This window comes from Exiguobacterium sp. H66 (assembly GCF_018618705.1).
GTDB lineage: Bacteria > Bacillota > Bacilli > Exiguobacteriales > Exiguobacteriaceae > Exiguobacterium_A > Exiguobacterium_A oxidotolerans.
Genome location: NZ_JACSMQ010000001.1, coordinates 159,614 through 178,934 on the forward strand (window position 1 = coordinate 159,614; position 19,321 = coordinate 178,934).

Below are 19,321 nucleotides of genomic sequence, written 5' to 3' on the forward strand. Positions count from 1 at the left end.
TATGCTAAGAAAGGAGCTTAACGATGAGCCATCTGCTGTTTATCGAAGCCAATGATAGTACACATCAATCGAAAAGTCTTAGTTCACAGATGAATAACGCATTTCTTGCTTCCTATCGCAAGGAACATCCAAAAGATGAGATTACCATCCTAAACTTATTTGAAGAACGCCTGCCTTTTTTTGATTTACGTCTCGCTAAATCTGCCGCGAAACTATTTCGAGGGGAAACGCTCGATCAAGAGGAAGCCGAACAGGCGGAACGATTACAAGAATATTTAAATCGTTTCTTAGAATCAGAAAAAATCGTTTTTTCTTTTCCGATGTGGAATTTAAGTGTTCCTGCCCCCTTGCATAACTATATGGATTATCTCGCGCAATCCGGGCAAACGTTTCATTACACTGCGGAAGGATCCGTCGGACTTGTGACTGGTAAACGTGTACTACTCTTACATTCTCGTGGAGGTGACTATTCAACGCCTGATAAAATCGAATCCGATCATGCCGTACGGTATATGCAGGACATTCTGCAATTTTTCGGAATCACGGATGTCGGATCCATCATTCTAGAAGGGCACCAACAATATCCGAATCAAGCCGAAGAACGGATTCAAAAAGCCCTCTTTGCATGTGAGAAGGCTGGGATGGATTTTTAGATGCGATAGAGCAAGTATTCGACATGGCTATCAATGACTAGCTGTTCATAGTTAGGCATGTTGAATGCTTTAAATATCGTATAAGAAAGTGTAAAGTCTTTCTTTATTTCGTCAATATTACCACCCATTTTTTTATTGAAATAACCACGTTGGTAATAAAAATGACCTAAAAATGATCCATCATCCAATGCGAGACTTTCCTTTATTCCTACGTTCGCTGTTTTAAATCCCTTTCTATAATTCCCTTGAAAAGATAACTGTTGCGCATGGTTATAAATAATTTTGAGGCGAGTTTTTTTCAATTCTATCGTATCATAATTTAACCCTAAAATTTCCTCGTATACATTTTCAGAGTGAATGAATTGATCATTTTCAAAATAAAAATTTGCAATCGCCATTTTGATTCGAAGAAACATTTTGGGAGACTCAAACCAGATGTCTTCTTTATCCGTTAAATGTGCGAGTTGCGAAATACTCGAGCGATAGTCCACCTTTTTTGACCGTTCAGCACTTACTATTTCAAAGTACCTTGCTAAGAGCACAATCTCATTATTAAAAACGGTTTGTTTGATTTTATCTATCTCGATTAACAGTCCGTCAAAATTTTGATCACGAAATAATTCAGTTAGACGACGATCAACTTCTCGGAACTGTTCGCTTTGATGTTGATCTTGAAACAATAATGATATCGGTACACGAAGACGCTTCGCAATTTGTTGTAATAAATCGATAGTTGGAGAATTTCGTCCATTTTCAATTTTACTGATTTCTGCTTGACTACAAATTCCGTCACATAAAGCTGCTTGTGTCATTTTTTTTTCTTTTCTTATTCGTTTAATTTCGTTTCCGATTGATTTTGGTAATGTAGTATCCATCTACCTACTCCCCTAGCTAACAAAATCTATTTCTATTAAGTTAAAACGTAAATAACAAAAAATGTTTTCTTCCATCTTCCACAATTTTTACGTAGTTCGATAGTTCTACTGCAGAAAAAAGTGTATAAGACATTGTATAATCATATTCAATTTGCGCTACATCATTCTCTAGCTTTTCATCGAAATTTGCTTTCTGATAATAGAAATGACCTAAAAATGAAGTGTCAAATAATTGCACACTTTCATTGATTCCTCTTTCTGTCACTAACTTACCTTCTTTATAATCACCTTGAAAAAAAAGTTGTTGCGCGTGATTGTAAAGAATTTTTATTCGTAATTTCTTTAATTCAGTCGTATTAAAATCCATTTCCAATAGTTGAACGTATACCTTCTTAGAATGAACAAATTGTTGATTTAAGTAATAATAGTTTGCGATCGCCATTTTAATTCTCAAATACATGAAAGGTGACTCATACCAAATCGCTTCTTGTTCGGTCAAATATGATAATTCTGAAATACAAGTACGATAATCAATGTTTTTCTTTCCCTCTAAGGCAACTAAATCAAAGTACTTAGCTAATAACACAATGTCCTTATTTTCATTTAATTCAATGAGTTTTTTCGAGCGTGAAATTAACTCATCAAATTGATGAGTACGAAAAAGGTGCGTTAATTCCCGATCATATTTCTGAAAAGAAATAGACTCAGCATCACGATCAAACAATCTAGAAATTGGAACATTTAAACGCTTTGCTAATTCTTGCAACAATTCGATCGTAGTTGAAATTTTCCCATGTTCAATCTTACTGATTACAGCCTGACTGCAAATTCCATCGCATAGTTCCTGTTGTGTCATATTTTTCTCAAATCGCAATAACTTAAGTTGCCTTCCTACTAATTTCGAAAAAGAAGCCATATGATCATCGTCCTCTTTTTATTTTGGTTTATGATGAAACTGTTTTAAAAATTGTTTTTTTGTATCTTCAACAATTTTTACATAACGCTTCATTTCTAATGCTTTAAACAATTCGTAAGCCATCGTGTAATCATTTCGGGTACGATTATCGAAACCATACATCTCTTCATAACATTCTGCACGTTGATAATAGAAATGGGCGATATACGATAAGTGATTTAACTGCACACTTTGTTCAATTCCCGTGGTACAAATCAAAACGCCTTTTTTAAATCCCTTGATTTTATATACTAATTTGGCGTGATTATACAGAACTTTTAGTTGTTGTACTTTCATTGTTACAGATAAGAAATCGGTAGTTTCTAATTCTTTATATATTTTTTCAGCTTGTGTAAATTGTTTGTTTTCCGCATAAAAAATCGAAATCGCCATTTTTATTCTTATATACATCATCGGTGCGTCATATACCAAATCTTTAGAGTTAGCCAACTGCAATAAAATCACTGATGCTGTTCGAAAATCAATTCGTTGCAATCTATATTCGGCTATTACTTGATGATACCTAAGTAATAGCTTGATTTCATCATCACTCTCCAGGGAGAAGCGATTTTCTATCAATAATAACAGTTCTAAATATTGTTCTTCTCTCATTAAACTAAGAAGCTGATGATCAATACTTTGAAAACGATCAGTCATTTCATAATCTTCAAGTAAAGTAGTCATTGAAGTACCTAGTCGTTTCGCGATTAAGCCTAGCAACTGAACCGTTGGTGAATTTAGACCGTTTTCTATCTTACTTAACTCCGCTTGACTACAAATATTATCACTTAACTCACTTTGCGTTAATTTTTTTTCAATCCGTTTTTGTTTTATTCTTTTTCCAACTGAATGATGTGATGTCTTCATAACTTTTTCTCTCAGATCCCCTTCCAGATATTCTTGAACTGGCTCCATCTACACTTCGCTTAGAAGTGGTTGAAGACGAAACGCGAACAACCAATGGTCTTCGCGATCAGGATTTCCTACTCTTTTGTCGAATATATTCTGAATTTGTAGGCCTTGTGTGTCAACATGATGTTCACCTTCTTGCAAAGCATATACCCGAAAGAGAGGTTGGCGATTCATCTCCCACTTTCACTAGGGCTTCACCCGTATCGTTTAGAAGTGGGCGTATTCTCGCCTAATTTGATAAAAAAAAGTCCCCCGTCCAAGTTAATTTTACTTGTTACGGAAGACTTATTTATTCGATGCTTCCGGCGAGAATCGAACTCGCACTGCAGCATTACCATTGCTGAGGTCTGCCATTAACCTACGGAAGCGTACATATTTCTGATATCAGTATAGCTTAGATGAAACATTTCTTCAATAAAAAAACTGACAGACGTTGCCAAGTCTGCCAATTTAGAAGAATTATTTACTTATAATACGGTTTTTGTTAGCGAATTATCGAACACGATAAGAACTGAATAATGTTCGTCTGCTTTTGATGCAACGAATGTAGAAAACTTAAGTGTAATGATTGAATTTGAACCGACTCCGTTTTCTTCGAAGAAATGATTCATTCGTTCTTCTAACTCCTCAGGCGTACGTCCTACCAATACTTTTGAATGCAACATCTTATTCACCCCGTCTATTTTTTGTGTACGATTATGGTTTTTCCCAAAAGCGTACACTCTAAAACCTACATTTTTTCAACTTGCTGAATTTCAATCTGTTCGCTAAGGTGAAGATATGAATCATATTTTACGAAGGAGTCGAGGCATATGAAAGATGACATGTTTGATGAAATCATTGATAAAAAAATGACGGGTTCGGTCAAATGGGACGGCTTAAAAGATTTATATGGAGCAGAAGAATTAATTCCGATGTGGGTCGCCGATATGGATGTCCGACCAGCGGATTCAATCGTCGGGGCATTAACAAAACGGATTGCACACGGTCATTTCGGCTATTCCCTATTCGAAGATCGAGCCAAACAAGCCATTCAAAACTGGTTTTTGAAACGTTATGATCAACAGATTGAACAATCATCGCTCCTTTATTCAAGTGGCGTCGTCCCTGCTCTAGTACACAGTCTCCTGGCACTGACCGATGAGCATGATGAGGTCATCATTCAAACTCCTGTTTATCCCCCGTTTCACCAAATCATTCAATCGAACAATCGGACGCTCATTGAAAATCCGCTCCGCTTGATTGCAGGACGTTATGAAATTGATTTCTTGAGTCTTGAAGCACAGATGAAAACTGCGAAAATGATGATTTTATGCAGTCCCCATAATCCAACTGGTCGGGTGTTTAATCGGAATGAACTTGAAACGATTGTTGATTTGGCCAAGAAATATGACGTTTATCTTCTGTCCGATGAAATCCATGCTGATTTGATTTTTTCCGGTAACAAACACCATCCGATTTCAGCATTTTCATATGAGAAGGCAATTCTCGTCAGTGCACCTTCAAAAACATTCAACATTCCAGGACTTTATGCTTCTTATCTGGTTGTTCCGAACGAAACCATTCGTTTGAAAATCGAACGTGTCCAGCAAGCAAACTTTGTTCATCCGAACGCGCTTGCCTCAACGGCAATCATCGCTGCCTATGAGGATAAAGCGAGCGAACAATGGCTTGACCAACTCCTCTTATATTTAGAGCAAAATCGTGACCATGCTCTCAGACGAATCGAAACGGAGATGCCGCTACTATCTGTCGTCAAACCCGATGCAACCTTTTTACTTTGGATTGATTTTGAGCGCCTCGGATTGACCGAAGATGACCGTGCGACTTGGCTCGTTGAACAAGCATCCCTCGCCTTAACCCATGGAAAAGCATTCGGAACGAACGGCGTGACATTCGAACGTTTAAATTTCGGATGCCCGCGGCGCCAACTAGACGAAGCACTCGACCGGCTGCATGCCGCATACCTCAGCTTGATGTAAATGATTTTTCTGTAAACAGATTAGCACAGGCTAGTCTGTTTTTTATTTTTTCGCATTATACTTCATTTTTACGAATACTGAAATACGTTTATCTGATTTAAACATTACAATAAAGTGACGAAAATCAGAAAATTAGAACTTTAACAGGGACGAAAAGTGTCCCAATCCCTTGATAGACTAGGCTTGAAGCCATTTTTCACCTGTTTGCAAGGACTTGCAATGTGGTTTTAGCCCCTGTAAGGTTGGGAACAAATCAGTCATCGGCGTTCACTTTTTAACTTTTTTATATCTGAACAGACAACAAACGATGACAACTACATGCATGGGAGGATTTATTTTTATGTCGCAAGAATGGATTTCAATTGGCTTGTATCTGCTTATGATGCTTGCCATCGGTTACATCGCGTATAAACGAACGACAAACACGGAAGATTATATGTTAGGTGGTCGTAACTTAGGACCGGGCGTAACAGCATTATCTGCTGGTGCTTCCGACATGAGTGGTTGGATGTTGATGGGTCTTCCTGGTGCCATGTATGCAACTGGCGTCTCGGCTCTTTGGCTCGCACTCGGTTTATTGATCGGATGTTACATCAACTATATCGTCCTCGCTCCACGTTTTCGTCTCTATACGGAAATGGCAAACGATTCGATTACGATTCCAGACTTCCTGGAGAATCGTTTTAAAGATACATCACGTATCTTACGGACGGTCTCTGCGATCGTCATCATCGTCTTCTTTACGTTCTATACTTCAGCCGGTATTGTATCGGGTGGTAAATTGTTCGAAAGTTCATTTGGCTTTGATTATCATTATGGTATGCTCTTGACGATCGCGGTCGTTGTCGCCTATACACTCTTTGGCGGTTTTCTCGCAGTCAGTTGGACCGACTTCGTCCAGGGTTGTATCATGTTCGTCGCTCTCATCCTCGTACCAATCGTCGCATTGACGGATGTTGGTGGTGTCGACGGCGCATTCAACTATGCGGACAACTTAGATCCTACACTATTTGATCCGTTCAAAGGAACGACTGTCCTCGGAATCATCGGATTCCTCGCTTGGGGACTTGGTTACTTCGGTCAACCCCACATCATCGTCCGCTTTATGGCAATTCGTTCTGTTAAGGACTTGAAAAAAGCCCGTCGTATCGGGATTGGTTGGATGTTCTTCTCAATTTTAGGTGCGATGTTGACAGGTCTTGTCGGGATTGCCTACTTTGAAGGACAAGGTAATGGACTCGGTGACCCAGAAACGGTCTTTATTCGTTTCGCTGATGTCTTGTTCCACCCGTATATCACCGGCTTCTTGATGGCAGCCATCTTGGCAGCAATCATGTCGACGATTTCTTCTCAGCTGCTCGTTACATCAAGTGCGCTGACGGAAGACTTCTATAAGACGTTCTTGCATAAAGAAGCGTCAGACAAACAACTTGTTTTAATCGGTCGTGGTGCAGTTTTAGCCATCGCAGTGATCGGAACATTCCTTGCCTGGAACCCTTCAGCAACGATTCTTTCACTTGTCGGTTATGCATGGGCTGGTTTCGGTTCTGCATTCGGACCAATCATCTTGCTTTCCCTTTACTGGAAACGGATGACGAAACAAGGGGCACTTGCCGGAATTATCTCTGGTGCCGTCACAGTCATTCTATGGGTCCAATTCAACTTTAGCGATACGCTTTATGAGATGGTTCCAGGATTCTTTACAAGTCTTCTCTTTACAGTCGTCGTCAGCCTTCTTACGAAACAACCTGTTGACTCTGTACAAGACAAGTTTGATGATATGGAAGAAGAATTAAAAGAAGTACAACAATAAAAATAAAAAGCCTTCCGTGATTTTGGTTTGAACCATAAATCACGGTAGGCTTTTTCTGCATCTACGGTCACGTCAGTTCAATGACACCATAATGCAGTTTCGATGATTTCCGTTTAACACGCTCGAAGCCGAACCGCTCGAAAAGTTCGCTTTCGAAATGCGCCTTGACGACGACTCGTTGACGGGCGACTCGTTGTGCTTCCGTTACTGCTACGCTTGACAATTGTTCATAATCAGCGAGCGTCCGCAGTCCGTTTAAGTGTGTTGACTCTGTCACAGTCTTTTCAAACATCGGATCAAAATAAATGACATCAACGGCATCGTCCGGCAACGCTTTAAGATAGGTACTATGCTGTTGTTGAAGGACCTCTATCCGACACATCGCTTCATTGATTGGCGGATAGTCTTCCTTCCAATGCTTCATACCTTCAGCTACAATCAAGGCCGTCTCTCTTTTACTTTCTAGCGCAGTAATCTGTCCACTCGCACCCACAGCATGGCTCATGACGATTGCATCCGCTCCTAATCCTAGCGTGCAATCAAGAACGGTCATTCCCGGCTTAAGCTTGGCGATTGCAATTAATGGATCATGACCCGATGCATCAAATTGTTTTATCCGAAAGACCGCACTAGACGGATGAAAGAAAAACGAGGCTTCTTCATCTAACGGATAATATTCCAACCGTTGCTTGTCGACGACTAAAAGGGGTAAGCGGTGGGTTTGTTGTAACGACTGAATGCTGTGTTTTTTACGTTCGACAACCTGAAAGTCTAGCGCTCCCTCTTGCATCAACTGATGTAAGCGTGTTTCGACGGCAGCGGTCGGTCTTAAACATGTTGTCAACAACACCTGTTCTTTCTTCACTTGATTCACTCCCTTGAACTACCTCCACCTACGCTTCGCTTAGAGGTGTAGGATTCCTGAGTTACCCGACCTAACGGTCGAAAATTGATCAGGCTAACCCCGTCGTCCCGACGGTTGAAGAAGCTAGGATGCGTTCTGCTTCTTGTTTGAGGTTCAGTCCTGCGTTCACATCAAGGTCGTGGTGGATGCCGCAACTCGGGCATGTCCATTCACGCAAGCCAAGATGTTTGACGCTCGTCTGCACAGACGTGCTATCGACTTCCTTCAGCCAGTCGAACGCCTGCTTCAACGACGGGAGTTCTTTCGAACAAGAACCGTAGGACAGTCCCTTCCCTGTCGCTTTATACGTCTCATCCGACTTCGCTAAGAAGTGGTTGAAGACGAAGCGCGAACAACCGATTGTCTTCGCAATCAGGATTTCCTGCTCTTTTGTCGGGTATATTCTGAATGTGTAGGCCTTGTGTGTCAACATGACGTTCACCTCCCTACAACGGATATACCTGAAAGAGAGGGTGGCGATTCATCTCCCACCTTCACTCGATCTTCACCCTGATCGTTTAGAAGTGGGCGTATTCTCGCCTAATTTAGATAAAAAATAAGCTAGCCCAGGCCAGCTTATTTTTTTTTCTTCAATAACCCTTCGATATCTTCGATGAGTGCTTTTTTAGAAATCAAATCTTCCTGTTTTTCTTGCTCGACTTTTGCGTCGACTGTCGTCCGTTGCAATAATGCCTGCAACGTCTCATCGATACTTGATTTCAAATGATCCCGATCTTCTTTATTTAACGCAACATCATGTCGTACATCATCACCTTGCTCATCCAACTGACGTAAGCGTTCTGTCAATTGTTTTGCCTCACGATTCAAATCAGCATACAATCGTTCGATTTGCTCGAGGCGTAATTTAATACCATCTCGTTCAGTGAACATTTTTCCATCTCCTTCCAATACATATATGTCTACATCATTACTTTACCATATTCGACGTCAAATGATACAACGACATTCCGTTTACAGGTGCTTCCGAATACTTTTTTAAAGATGTCCTTCCTCCCTTCCCATCGGCTATCTTTTGCTTTTTCGTTCTTTTACTCGCTATAATGAACATGCACAGGTAATTGCTATCAGAGGAGGATAACGTCATGGATTTAAAACGTCGAACACTACGACATGTAGACCAAGTGGAATTCGAACATTTCGTAAAATATGGCGAGCCGGCCTACGGACTGACGAAACAAGAAATTCGAGGCTACGATCAGGAACTCGGGACCACTCGTGCCTTTGATTCACTCGAACACAGTTACCCGGAGGATTTCTATTTTGACATTATCGTCGAAGACCAAGTCGTCGGTCGTGTCTTGTTATTAAAAATGGGTCATTACTTCCAGCTCGATTTGATGATTTTTGATTCATACAGCGGGAACGGTTATGGAACAAAGGCTGTTCAGTCCGCCTTGCATACATCGAACGTCCTTGAAGTATACGAAGTACGTGCTCGCGTCTTACCGACATCACCTCATGAACAGATTGCACGGAAAATTTTCCTTTCCAATGACTTTCAGGAATCAGACGGGTACTTCGTCAAAGGCCGTCGAAAACGTTATTCGCTTCAACGTCCCGATTGACCACCGACGCTCTCGAGCGTCTTTTTTTTGACATATTTTAAAATTACGCGTAAAATTCTGCTCTGTATGACCTAGAAAGGAGCACACTATTTATGAATGAATGGTTATGGTTCCCCTCGATTATCTTAACGATGGGATTATTATTACTCAGTTATCGTTTTTTTGGTAGAACGGGATTGATGGTCTGGATTGCGATCGCGACAATCATCGCCAATATCCAAGTAACCCAACAAGTCGATATCTACTCGTACATTTTCACATTAGGAAATGTCGTGTATGGAAGTTGTTATCTTGCCACGGACATTTTGAATGAAAAATACGGTAAAAAAGTTGCGCGTCAAGGTGTTTTCTTAGGATTCTTCTCTTTGATTGCTACGACCATCCTCATGCAATACAGTCTCCTTTACTCACCTCTAAATGATGCTTTCGCGAAGGACATGTCTTCATCGATGAACTTATTATTCGGTTTATTACCTTGGATTGCACTTGGTAGTCTTTCTGCTTATTTGGTCTCACAACTATTTGATGTCTTCATGTATTCAAAGATTCGTCAAAAGACGGGTGAAAAAAAATTATGGCTCCGAACAACTGGTTCAACAGTCATCAGCCAATTGCTCGATACGTTGACGTTTTGCGCGATTGCTTTTCACAGTCTCCCGTTCGATATTTGGTGGCAAATCTTTTTGACGACGTATGTTGCGAAGTTCGTCATCGCATGGCTCGCGACACCATTTATGTATATCGCGAAACGGATGAATCCGCCTGCTGATTCGACGGATCTCGCAGCCTGACATCAAAAAATCCAATGACTTCATTCATCAAACCGAGGATGGAAGATTTTATTGAATTAACGGATAATGGTAAGTGGGAGGTGGTATGATTGAAAATCAAACGGAATGAACCTTTTCGCTATACCTTTAAAGAACCGATCACAGGTGAGTTTTACCTCGTTAAAGACGGACGCCGCACACCAGCTGGATTGATGCACATCCATAATATTTCTCCAAGTGGTATCGCCATCACGACCCCACTCAAGTTACCTTTACAGAAAACGACAACAATCATCGTCGAGTTTTCGTTGCTTGCCAATACGGAACCTTTAAAAATTGAAGGGCAACTGTTACACGAAAAGTGGATTGGAACGGAGCGGTTATACGGACTACATCTACACACGACTAAACAAGACCGTGAATCGATTGTTCAAGCTGTCAAACATATCGCTAAAAATGAACGTTAAGTGTGATGAAACAGCCCCTTTCTCAATGAGAAAAGGGCTGTTTTTTTATTCCGTTCGATAGACAACCGCTTCATATGGACGCAAAACGACTTCTTGATCTGTATTCGTTGGGGCAGTGGCATAGTTTCCAATTATGATATCCGTGGTATCGTGCGCGACCTCGACTGTTGTCTCCTCTTCTGCAAACGAACAGTACACGTACCACGTTTCTCCTTCATAAGTCCGCGAATACGCATAGATATCATTAGCCGTTTCGAGCAACGCATACTTCCCGTAGACGACCAAATCGTGTTCATGACGCAATTGAATCAGCTTCTTATAGTAATAAAAAATCGAATTCGGATCTTCTAACGCCCGTTCGACATTAATTTCACGATAATTTGGATTGACTTTCAACCACGGTGTTCCTGTCGTAAAGCCTCCATGCTGCTCTGCATTCCACTGGATTGGTGTCCGTGCATTATCGCGTCCTTTTTGGTGGACTGCCTGCAGTAATGCTTCAGGATTTGCTCCTTGGGCCATCCGTTCCTTCCACATATTCCGAATCTCGATGTCTTCATACTCTTCAATTGTCTCGAAGGCGACATTGGTCATCCCGATTTCTTCTCCTTGATAGATGTACGGTGTTCCTTTTAACAAGTGTAACAACGTCGCGAGCATCTTCGCCGACTCGACCCGGTACGTCGTATCATTTCCGAAGCGACTGACAACACGCGGTTGATCATGATTGTTCCAATAGAGTGAGTTCCAGCCTTTGTCGTGTAACGCGACTTGCCATTTCGTGAAATTGTCCTTTAATTTTTGTAAGTCGAACGGTAAGACGTCCCACTTTCCACCTGGACCTGAATCTAAATCCATGTGTTCAAACGTAAAGACCATGTTGACCTCATCACGCGCTGGATCCGTATATAAAATCGCATCTTCCGTCGTCGCCCCTGGCATTTCCCCGACGGTCAGGACATCATAATTCCCGAACGACGCATCGTTCATCTCTTTTAAGTATTCATGAATCCGCGGACCATTGACGTAGTGTTGTCCCCCGTCGCCATACAATGCCCCCGGTGCAACATCCGCATCCGGCAGGCCTGGAGTTTTCGAAATCAAGTTGATGACATCCATTCGGAACCCATCGATTCCACGGTCTAACCAGCGCGTAATCATCGCATAAATTTCATGACGCACTTGTTCATTTTCCCAGTTCAGATCCGGTTGTTTCTTCGAGAAGAGGTGTAAGTAATGTTCATTCGTCGCTTCATCTAACTCCCACGCTGGGCCGGAGAAGATTGAGCCCCAATTGTTCGGCAATGTACCATCGTCATTCGCTGCCCGCCAAATATAATAGTCCCGATACGGATTGTCTTTACTTTTTCGTGATTCTGCGAACCAAGCGTGCTCATCTGAAGAATGATTGACGACTAAATCCATGACAATCTTAATTCCACGTGCGTGCGCTTGATCAAGCAATTGATCAAAATCATTCATCGTCCCGAACTCATTCATGATCGCTTCATAATCACGAATATCATATCCATTGTCATCATTCGGCGAATCATAGACCGGGCTCAACCAGATGACGTCAATCCCGAGTAATTTTAAGTAATCCAGTTTTTCAATGATTCCGACGAGGTCCCCGATTCCATCCCCATTCGAATCATTAAAGCTACGCGGATAAATTTGATAGACAACACTATCATGCCACCATTTTTGTTCCATACTTTGTCATCACTCCTCCATGATTGCTTTAGGCAAACGCTTGCACATTTCGGTTAAGCGCTTCCAACGACTTCATCGCCATCGTACCATGTCATTTTGACTTAAAACAAGTGAATTCCAATATTTTAAACAGTACCTTTACATCCGTTTCCACAGACTTTTGATGTTTAAAGTATACTGATTGAGGAAAATAATTTGAGAAGGGAGGCGTTTCATCGTGTATCGTCGTTATTTTTTATTTTTAATTTGGATTGTCGCTATCGTCTTTATTTTATCCTTCGGAAACAATCGTGTTTTTCCGGACGGTTTTTTATTTTCTTTTCTTCGGTTTGATCAAAGTCAATTTGATACGTCAGCCCTGAGCCTGTTTACACTGCTAGGCATTTATCCGCTTGCATTCTTTATGATGTTCTTAGACGAAAAACGATTTTTAAAACCTTCACCGATGTTAGCAAGTATCGGCGCCTTCGTCCTCGGATCGTTCGTTTTGATGCCTTACCTCGCACTCGCCATTCCGCGACAGACATTTCTTCCGTTTCGTCGGCGCACTTGGATATTGATTGCCGTTCCTCTGTTAGCTGTCCTTTCAGCGTGCATCATCTGGATTGCGTTAGCCCGTTCCGACTGGTCGATTTTCTTGCTTTACTTCATGACGAATCAGTTCGTCCGAACGATGGCCGTCGACCTCGTGATGTTTTATATTTTACAAATTTTTATGTTATACCGCATTCGCTCACGCGATGAAAAAAAGTTGATGTGGCGCGATTTCCTCCCGCTATTCGGACTGTTCAGCTATCTCTTTCGCCGTCACGTCTCTAGCTCATCTTCCTGATTTCAGATACAATAAGGGAATAGAGAGTTAGAGGGGGAGTTTTGCAAATGAAACAATATCACGACCTATGCCATGAAATTCTAACGAACGGGACAAAAAAAGAAGATCGGACGGGAACCGGGACGACGAGCATCTTCGGTCATCAAATGCGGTTCCCGCTTAAGGACGGGTTTCCGATGGTCACGACGAAGAAATTACATATGAAATCAATCATCCATGAATTGATTTGGTTCATTTCTGGGAACACGAACATTGCTTACCTACAAGAAAACGGAGTTCGAATTTGGAATGAGTGGGCAGACGAAGACGGGAATCTAGGCCCGGTTTACGGAGCACAATGGCGTTCCTTTCCTAAGCCAGACGGAACGACAGTTGATCAACTCGCAAATGTCATCGAGCAAATCAAAACAAATCCAGATTCTCGCCGCCTCATCGTCAGCGCCTGGAATCCGGGACAAGTAGACGAGATGGCGTTACCGCCGTGCCACCTCTTGTTTCAATTCTACGTCGCCGACGGCAAACTTTCTTGTCAGCTCTACCAGCGTTCGGCAGACGTCTTTTTAGGAGTACCGTTTAATATCGCGTCATACGCCTTATTGACACATATGGTCGCACATGTCTGCAACCTCGAAGTCGGGGATTTTGTCCATACGTTAGGAGATGCACATATCTACTCCAATCACATGGATCAAGTCAATCTTCAATTGAGTCGGACGCCTAAACCACTCCCACGGCTCCGTTTCGCCCGCGAAGTGACTCGAATTGAGGACTTCCGTTTCGAAGATATCATCATCGAAGGGTATGATCCTGATCCACACATTAAAGGAGTCGTCGCCGTATGATTTCACATATCGTCGCCTATACGAAAAATCGTGTCATCGGTCGTGACAATGAGATGCCTTGGCATCTTCCAGCTGACCTCGCTCATTTTAAACGCGTGACACTTGGCAAACCGATCATCATGGGGCGAAAGACTTTTGAATCAATCGGACGTCCGTTACCCGGGCGACAAAATATCGTCGTTACGCGGGATGAACAGTTTCAAGCAGACGGTGTCACGATTTGGTACAATCTCGATTCACTCCCTGCCATGATTAATTCAGAAGAAGAAGTCTTTTTGATTGGGGGCGGCGAACTGTTCCGTCAAACCTTGCCAGTTGCGAAACGTCTCTACGTGACCGAAATTGAAGCCGAGATCGACGGGGATGTTTTTTATCCCTCCATCCCTTCGCACTTCACTTTATTAGAAGAAGCATTTTATCCGGCTAACAAAGAAAATACATTCGCATTCTCGATAAAATGTTATGAACAGGAATGATAACAGGATTCTTTTAATCGTCAGTCTTTAAATAAAGTAACTTAGGTCTGTAAACTCCAACGTCCTCCTCCTTAAACTAAGGAAGAGGACGTTTTTTTTACACTATTCATCATGATAAACGAAGCACCCATTGCCGAATCTGTTCTTCGATTTGATTCGATTCAAGGGGAAGTAGACAGTAATCGACGACACCCCGTTGTAATGCTTCTCCAAGCAACGTACTTTCCTCCATGACAGTAACAATCGTTTCAATCGTATGTTCGCGTTCGTGTTTCCATTGATCGAGCAGACGGAAATCCGCTTCCGCAATCATAGATAACGGAACAAAGTTAAGTTGCATTACAGCCTCTGCCGGATCCTCGTATGGTAACACACGGAAATGATATTTTGGATGCTCCGGTACGTCAAGCTGACTCAAGTTCTGCAAAGGCATTCCGTCAATTTTTATCAAGCCTTCAATCTTTTCTTTTTCCGTTGCGACCGAGTACGCCACGACACGGTTCCGTCCTTTTCGTTTAGCTTGATAAAGTGCTTCATCTGCTTCGGATGTCATCTCTTCAAGGTCGAACGATGGTTGAGAGACAAGCGTTACACCGATTGAAACAGTGACCTTTAGACCGTTAGGAAATGTATGCCGTTCGATTCGTTCCCGAACTTTCCCCATCGTTACACAGGCAGCTTCCACATGCTCTGTACTAAAGAGCAACATGAATTCCTCTCCACCAAATCGAATCATTTCATCCTCTTGGCGAATTGCTTGTTTCGTTAAAGATGCAAGCTCAGATAGCACGAGATCCCCTGTCGGATGTCCGTGTAAATCGTTAATCCGCTTAAAATGATCGAGATCAAAGATTGCCAGTGCAAATAATTGACCGTCACGCGCAAGGCGTGACACACGCCGTTGAAAAGCATTCTGTAAGTATTTACGATTGAACGCCCCGGTCAGTTCATCAACAAGAATCGTAGATGAGACAATTCGCAGCTTATGTAGTAGCCGTTTCAACCGGATTTGTCGTTCGATGAGCGTCACCGTTTCATCCCAGTAATCATCTGCTCCGAGCTGGTAACAATATTGACGCGTCTGTTGATTTTCCTCTCCGATAATAATCAAAGGGGTGAACGTCGCCTCTAATTTTTTGATTAACTTATCTAGCTGTACCTTTTTTGAAGCCCGGATAAGTTCATAGTCAATCAACAATGCATCCGTCGGTAAATCGTAACCGACCTCAAGCATATCTTCGACTGATCCAAAAAAACGGGTCATGTAACGTTCGTTTTCTAACGCCTTTTTCCACTGGACATTATCAAGAAACCGTTTCGTGATTGAGACGATTAATTCTTTTCGGACCATTTTTTTACGACCATATGCAGATAAATAGTCGATGACAGGTCGTAATTGAAGTTTTACCACCTCATGACCAATCGTCTTTTCTTCTGAAGGAAGTTCTTGTTCAAGCCGCGTCGCTTGTCGCGCAAAGAACTCCATGCTTTCTTGTTGACCGAGCCGCTCAAGCCAACTGGCGAACACTAGTAATTCCGCTGTCGGGACGGATTCCATCCGCAATAAACGTTCTACCATCAGAATCGTCTGATTGATTTGTTTCTCCAACTGCATTTGTTTATTTCTCAAAACATCCTCCCCCTCTTTCTCTACAACCGAAGCAGTGTTGCTTCGAGTGAAGAGAAAGCGAGGGAGGCACCCTCACTTTCAAATTAAGCCTTTAAATTCGGACTAATCATATCGGCTGGAACAATCCAGGAGTCATATTGTTCTTCTGTCAATAATCCTGTCGCCAATGCCGCTTCTTTTAACGTCGTTCCATTCTTATGTGCAGCTTTTGCAATCTTCGCTGCATTTTCATACCCGATGTGTGGATTTAAGGCTGTGACGAGCATGAGCGAGCGCTCTACATTTTCATCGATGACTGCTCGTTCCGGCTCGATACCAACTGCGCAGTGGTCGTTGAATGAATGGAGCGCGTCCGTCAACAGACGAACGGACTGAATGAAATTATACATAATGACCGGTTTGAAGACATTCAGCTCAAAGTTTCCCTGGCTCGCAGCAAATCCAATCGTCGCATCATTTCCAAGCACTTGTGCCGCGACCATCGTCAACGCTTCACTCTGTGTCGGATTGACTTTCCCTGGCATGATTGAACTACCCGGCTCATTTTCAGGAATCGTGATTTCACCAATTCCTGCTCGTGGACCTGACGCGAGCCAGCGGACATCATTGGCGATTTTCATCGCGTCCATCGCGAGCGCTTTAATGGCACCATGCGCGAAGACAAGCTGGTCATGGCTCGTCAAGGCATGAAATTTGTTCTCAGCGCTGACGAATGCTTTTCCTGTCTCTTGACTCATTTTTTCAGCAGCCCGGTCCCCGAACTCTGGGTGCGCATTGATCCCTGTCCCGACAGCCGTTCCTCCAATCGCGAGTTCCGTCAATGGATCAAGCGTCAACGTAATCATTTTTTTCGATAAGTCGAGCATGCGGACCCAACCGCTGATTTCCTGACCGAGTGTAATCGGTGTCGCGTCTTGTAAATGTGTCCGTCCAATCTTGACGATGTCCGAAAATGCCTTCGCTTTTTCGTCAAGCGTCGCATGAATGGCTTCAATCGCCGGGAACAAGTCATCAATGACGACCGTTTTGGCTGCGATGTGCATGGCCGTCGGATATGTATCATTTGAACTTTGTGATTTATTGACGTCATCATTCGGATGAATCGTCAAGTCGCTGCCACGTTCTTGTAACTTACGTGTCCCAACGCGTGCAATCACTTCGTTGACGTTCATGTTCGATTGTGTGCCGGACCCCGTCTGCCACACGACCAGTGGAAACTCCTCATCGAATTGCCCCGCGATGATCTCGTCACAAACTTCTGCAATCACGTCTGCCTTTTCCCGGTCGAGTACACCGAGGTCTCGATTGGCTAACGCTGCGCCTTTTTTTAAGACGGCAAAGGCACGAATAATTTCGATTGGCATCTTTTCTGTACCGATTTTAAAGTTCTCTAAACTCCGTTGTGTTTGTGCGCCCCATTCCTTTGAATCCAGAACACGAATTTCCCCCATCGTGTCTCGCTCTAAACGATATTCCATTGTTGTTTCCCCCTTTTTTTCATCTTACACCTTATCAGTTTAACGGAAAAAACGTTGAATGGGAATGATAGAGCGTTGTTTGGGGAATAGTTTGTTAATCGAAAAGGAGTGAATGCAGTATGTGGTTTATCAATCTGACGATTGTCTTACTTTTAATCGTCGCAAACGGGATTTTTGCAATGACCGAACTTGCGCTGTTGTCTTCAAAACGCCAGAAACTGCAACAGTATGCGGATGAAGGAAAAAAATCAGCCCAAATCGCACTTGATTTTTTAGATCGTCCGACGGATTTACTATCGACGGTCCAAGTCGGCATCACTTTGATTGGAATCGTCAACGGCGCGTTTGGCGGTGCCGCTTTATCGCAACCTGTCATCCGCTGGCTCGGTCAATTTTCTTGGCTTGAAGCCTATGCCAGTACGCTCGGATATATTTTCGTCGTCACAATCATCACGTATATTTCACTTGTCATCGGTGAATTGGTCCCGAAACGGATTGCTCTCGTCAGTCCGGAACGTGTCACGATGTGGCTCGCCCAACCGATGCGTTTTTTTTCAACACTCCTTCGTCCGTTCATCTACATTTTGAGTAAGTCGACGAGTGGCATTTTCCGATTGATTGGCCTCGATCGTCTCGAAAGCGAAGATGAGACAGAAGATGAAGTGAAACAGTTGTTGATTCGTGGTGCTCAGGAAGGAATCTTTGCAGATTCGGAAGCCGAACAAGTCTCTCGTGTCTTTGCGTTCCACGATCAATACGTCTATGAATTAATGGAACCCCGGACCGTCACGGAGTGGATTGATTTAAACGATTCACCTGAACAAATCTTAAATGATTTACGTCGGGCGAAGCACCGGAATTTGCCCGTCGGACACGATGATTTGGATCATTTTGTGGGCTATATCGATGCGAAAGAAGTCTTAGCATCCGATACTCCCGCCTTGACGATTGAACGCTACATCCAGACACCGCTTATTGTCCCTCGACAGCTTAAAGCAACAGACTTACTCGAGCGGATGCGGAAAGAAACCGTCTCGATTGCCTTTGTCCTCGATGAATACGGTGGTTTTTTAGGAATGATAACATTATTTGATATATTGGAAGCCTTCGTCGGAGAAATTTCAACGATCGAGGAAGAACCAGAGCTGATCATGCGAAGTGATGGCTCCTATTTAGCAGACGGATTGTTGCATATCGATGATTTGAAACGAACGCTCGGTTTGACGACACCACTCCCGGGTGAAGTCCAGAATGCGTATCATACGGTAGCTGGACTGATTTTATATACACTCGGCGAATTTCCACAGCGTGGCAGTCACGTCATGATCGCCGATTATCGTTTTGAAGTCGTTGATTTGGATGGACGTCGCATCGATCAAGTCTTAATCGAAAAAGCCGCTCCTGATTTGTAATATCAGAAAAACGACCTGATT

Annotated in this window: 20 protein-coding genes, 1 tRNA gene and 1 pseudogene; 10 read left to right on the plus strand and 12 right to left on the minus strand. The window is 42.7% G+C overall.

Going from position 1 to position 19,321, the window contains the following annotated elements:
• The first annotated feature begins 23 nt into the window (after positions 1 to 23).
• Positions 24 to 653, plus strand: coding sequence for an FMN-dependent NADH-azoreductase (locus tag KNP88_RS00820; RefSeq protein ID WP_214891952.1), 630 nt, complete (start codon positions 24 to 26; stop codon positions 651 to 653).
• Here KNP88_RS00820 and KNP88_RS00825 read toward each other — a convergent pair.
• The 6 genes and pseudogenes from KNP88_RS00825 to KNP88_RS00850 form a co-directional block, all read right to left on the minus strand.
• On the minus strand, positions 650 to 1,528 hold the full coding sequence (locus tag KNP88_RS00825) for a helix-turn-helix domain-containing protein (protein ID WP_214891954.1): 879 nt from the start codon (positions 1,526 to 1,528) through the stop codon (positions 650 to 652). The genes KNP88_RS00820 and KNP88_RS00825 overlap by 4 nt on opposite strands.
• Positions 1,529 to 1,568: 40 nt before the next feature.
• Positions 1,569 to 2,444: a helix-turn-helix domain-containing protein gene (locus tag KNP88_RS00830; RefSeq protein WP_214891956.1), complete on the minus strand. Its 876-nt coding sequence runs from the start codon at positions 2,442 to 2,444 to the stop codon at positions 1,569 to 1,571.
• 18 nt (positions 2,445 to 2,462) lie between these two features.
• Entirely contained in the window at positions 2,463 to 3,398 is a 936-nt protein-coding gene (locus KNP88_RS00835; RefSeq protein WP_214891958.1) for a helix-turn-helix domain-containing protein, read from the minus strand.
• A gap of 14 nt (positions 3,399 to 3,412) precedes the next feature.
• Positions 3,413 to 3,517: pseudogene (locus KNP88_RS00840) on the minus strand (helix-turn-helix domain-containing protein); the annotation flags it as partial.
• Positions 3,518 to 3,692: 175 nt separating this feature from the next.
• A tRNA-Thr gene (locus tag KNP88_RS00845) sits at positions 3,693 to 3,763 on the minus strand.
• A 99-nt stretch (positions 3,764 to 3,862) separates the two neighbouring features.
• Positions 3,863 to 4,060: a hypothetical protein gene (locus tag KNP88_RS00850; protein ID WP_029330508.1), complete on the minus strand. Its 198-nt coding sequence runs from the start codon at positions 4,058 to 4,060 to the stop codon at positions 3,863 to 3,865.
• A 147-nt stretch (positions 4,061 to 4,207) separates the two neighbouring features.
• On the opposite strand from KNP88_RS00850, the gene KNP88_RS00855 reads away from it, so the two are divergent.
• Complete coding sequence (locus KNP88_RS00855) at positions 4,208 to 5,377, plus strand: MalY/PatB family protein (protein WP_214891960.1); 1,170 nt, start codon at positions 4,208 to 4,210, stop codon at positions 5,375 to 5,377.
• Positions 5,378 to 5,717: 340 nt separating this feature from the next.
• Positions 5,718 to 7,190 (plus strand): sodium/proline symporter PutP, encoded by a 1,473-nt coding sequence (gene putP / locus KNP88_RS00860; protein WP_214891962.1) that lies wholly within the window; start codon positions 5,718 to 5,720, stop codon positions 7,188 to 7,190.
• A 67-nt stretch (positions 7,191 to 7,257) separates the two neighbouring features.
• On the opposite strand, the gene KNP88_RS00865 is transcribed toward putP, so the two are convergent.
• From KNP88_RS00865 to KNP88_RS00875, 3 genes are all read right to left on the minus strand, one after another.
• On the minus strand, positions 7,258 to 8,055 hold the full coding sequence (locus KNP88_RS00865) for a class I SAM-dependent methyltransferase (RefSeq protein ID WP_214891965.1): 798 nt from the start codon (positions 8,053 to 8,055) through the stop codon (positions 7,258 to 7,260).
• A gap of 88 nt (positions 8,056 to 8,143) precedes the next feature.
• Positions 8,144 to 8,527, minus strand: coding sequence for a helix-turn-helix domain-containing protein (locus KNP88_RS00870; protein WP_483297873.1), 384 nt, complete (start codon positions 8,525 to 8,527; stop codon positions 8,144 to 8,146).
• A 143-nt stretch (positions 8,528 to 8,670) separates the two neighbouring features.
• Positions 8,671 to 8,985, minus strand: coding sequence for a hypothetical protein (locus tag KNP88_RS00875; RefSeq protein WP_029330516.1), 315 nt, complete (start codon positions 8,983 to 8,985; stop codon positions 8,671 to 8,673).
• A gap of 212 nt (positions 8,986 to 9,197) precedes the next feature.
• On the opposite strand from KNP88_RS00875, the gene KNP88_RS00880 reads away from it, so the two are divergent.
• The 3 genes from KNP88_RS00880 (at position 9,198) to KNP88_RS00890 (ending at position 10,917) form a co-directional block, all read left to right on the plus strand.
• Positions 9,198 to 9,680 (plus strand): GNAT family N-acetyltransferase, encoded by a 483-nt coding sequence (locus tag KNP88_RS00880; protein ID WP_214891967.1) that lies wholly within the window; start codon positions 9,198 to 9,200, stop codon positions 9,678 to 9,680.
• A 92-nt stretch (positions 9,681 to 9,772) separates the two neighbouring features.
• Positions 9,773 to 10,471, plus strand: coding sequence for a queuosine precursor transporter (locus KNP88_RS00885; RefSeq protein WP_029330520.1), 699 nt, complete (start codon positions 9,773 to 9,775; stop codon positions 10,469 to 10,471).
• A gap of 89 nt (positions 10,472 to 10,560) precedes the next feature.
• The gene (locus KNP88_RS00890) at positions 10,561 to 10,917 is read left to right on the plus strand and encodes a PilZ domain-containing protein (protein WP_088837278.1); all 357 of its coding nucleotides are present in this window, start codon (positions 10,561 to 10,563) and stop codon (positions 10,915 to 10,917) included.
• Positions 10,918 to 10,962: 45 nt separating this feature from the next.
• Here KNP88_RS00890 and KNP88_RS00895 read toward each other — a convergent pair whose 3' ends face one another.
• The gene (locus KNP88_RS00895; protein WP_214891969.1) at positions 10,963 to 12,630 is read right to left on the minus strand and encodes a glycoside hydrolase family 13 protein; all 1,668 of its coding nucleotides are present in this window, start codon (positions 12,628 to 12,630) and stop codon (positions 10,963 to 10,965) included.
• 217 nt (positions 12,631 to 12,847) lie between these two features.
• Here KNP88_RS00895 and KNP88_RS00900 point away from each other — a divergent pair, with 217 nt between their 5' ends.
• The 3 genes from KNP88_RS00900 to KNP88_RS00910 are packed head-to-tail and all read left to right on the plus strand — an operon-like array spanning position 12,848 to position 14,780.
• On the plus strand, positions 12,848 to 13,462 hold the full coding sequence (locus KNP88_RS00900) for a hypothetical protein (protein WP_088837280.1): 615 nt from the start codon (positions 12,848 to 12,850) through the stop codon (positions 13,460 to 13,462).
• Between the two features lie 47 nt (positions 13,463 to 13,509).
• Positions 13,510 to 14,304, plus strand: coding sequence for a thymidylate synthase (locus KNP88_RS00905; RefSeq protein ID WP_214891971.1), 795 nt, complete (start codon positions 13,510 to 13,512; stop codon positions 14,302 to 14,304).
• Complete coding sequence (locus tag KNP88_RS00910; RefSeq protein WP_214891973.1) at positions 14,301 to 14,780, plus strand: dihydrofolate reductase; 480 nt, start codon at positions 14,301 to 14,303, stop codon at positions 14,778 to 14,780. Before KNP88_RS00905 ends, KNP88_RS00910 begins: the two co-directional genes overlap by 4 nt.
• A gap of 109 nt (positions 14,781 to 14,889) precedes the next feature.
• Here KNP88_RS00910 and KNP88_RS00915 read toward each other — a convergent pair whose 3' ends face one another.
• Both KNP88_RS00915 and fumC read right to left on the minus strand, forming a co-directional pair.
• The gene (locus KNP88_RS00915; RefSeq protein ID WP_214891975.1) at positions 14,890 to 16,410 is read right to left on the minus strand and encodes a GGDEF domain-containing protein; all 1,521 of its coding nucleotides are present in this window, start codon (positions 16,408 to 16,410) and stop codon (positions 14,890 to 14,892) included.
• A gap of 83 nt (positions 16,411 to 16,493) precedes the next feature.
• Entirely contained in the window at positions 16,494 to 17,888 is a 1,395-nt protein-coding gene (gene fumC, locus KNP88_RS00920; RefSeq protein ID WP_088837288.1) for a class II fumarate hydratase, read from the minus strand.
• Between the two features lie 119 nt (positions 17,889 to 18,007).
• On the opposite strand from fumC, the gene KNP88_RS00925 reads away from it, so the two are divergent.
• Positions 18,008 to 19,300 (plus strand): hemolysin family protein, encoded by a 1,293-nt coding sequence (locus KNP88_RS00925; protein ID WP_214891977.1) that lies wholly within the window; start codon positions 18,008 to 18,010, stop codon positions 19,298 to 19,300.
• Positions 19,301 to 19,321: the final 21 nt, after the last annotated feature.

Bases quoted from the DNA above. Each gene is read 5' to 3' on its own strand.
- KNP88_RS00820 (WP_214891952.1), top strand. From the start codon at position 24: ATGAGCCATCTGCTGTTTATCGAAGCCAATGATAGTACACATCAATCG.
- KNP88_RS00825 (WP_214891954.1), bottom strand. From the start codon at position 1,528: ATGGATACTACATTACCAAAATCAATCGGAAACGAAATTAAACGAATA.
- KNP88_RS00830 (WP_214891956.1), bottom strand. From the start codon at position 2,444: ATGGCTTCTTTTTCGAAATTAGTAGGAAGGCAACTTAAGTTATTGCGA.
- KNP88_RS00835 (WP_214891958.1), bottom strand. From the start codon at position 3,398: ATGGAGCCAGTTCAAGAATATCTGGAAGGGGATCTGAGAGAAAAAGTT.
- KNP88_RS00850 (WP_029330508.1), bottom strand. From the start codon at position 4,060: ATGTTGCATTCAAAAGTATTGGTAGGACGTACGCCTGAGGAGTTAGAA.
- KNP88_RS00855 (WP_214891960.1), top strand. From the start codon at position 4,208: ATGAAAGATGACATGTTTGATGAAATCATTGATAAAAAAATGACGGGT.
- putP (WP_214891962.1), top strand. From the start codon at position 5,718: ATGTCGCAAGAATGGATTTCAATTGGCTTGTATCTGCTTATGATGCTT.
- KNP88_RS00870 (WP_483297873.1), bottom strand. From the start codon at position 8,527: ATGTTGACACACAAGGCCTACACATTCAGAATATACCCGACAAAAGAG.
- KNP88_RS00875 (WP_029330516.1), bottom strand. From the start codon at position 8,985: ATGTTCACTGAACGAGATGGTATTAAATTACGCCTCGAGCAAATCGAA.
- KNP88_RS00880 (WP_214891967.1), top strand. From the start codon at position 9,198: ATGGATTTAAAACGTCGAACACTACGACATGTAGACCAAGTGGAATTC.
- KNP88_RS00885 (WP_029330520.1), top strand. From the start codon at position 9,773: ATGAATGAATGGTTATGGTTCCCCTCGATTATCTTAACGATGGGATTA.
- KNP88_RS00895 (WP_214891969.1), bottom strand. From the start codon at position 12,630: ATGGAACAAAAATGGTGGCATGATAGTGTTGTCTATCAAATTTATCCG.
- KNP88_RS00905 (WP_214891971.1), top strand. From the start codon at position 13,510: ATGAAACAATATCACGACCTATGCCATGAAATTCTAACGAACGGGACA.
- KNP88_RS00910 (WP_214891973.1), top strand. From the start codon at position 14,301: ATGATTTCACATATCGTCGCCTATACGAAAAATCGTGTCATCGGTCGT.
- fumC (WP_088837288.1), bottom strand. From the start codon at position 17,888: ATGGAATATCGTTTAGAGCGAGACACGATGGGGGAAATTCGTGTTCTG.
- KNP88_RS00925 (WP_214891977.1), top strand. From the start codon at position 18,008: ATGTGGTTTATCAATCTGACGATTGTCTTACTTTTAATCGTCGCAAAC.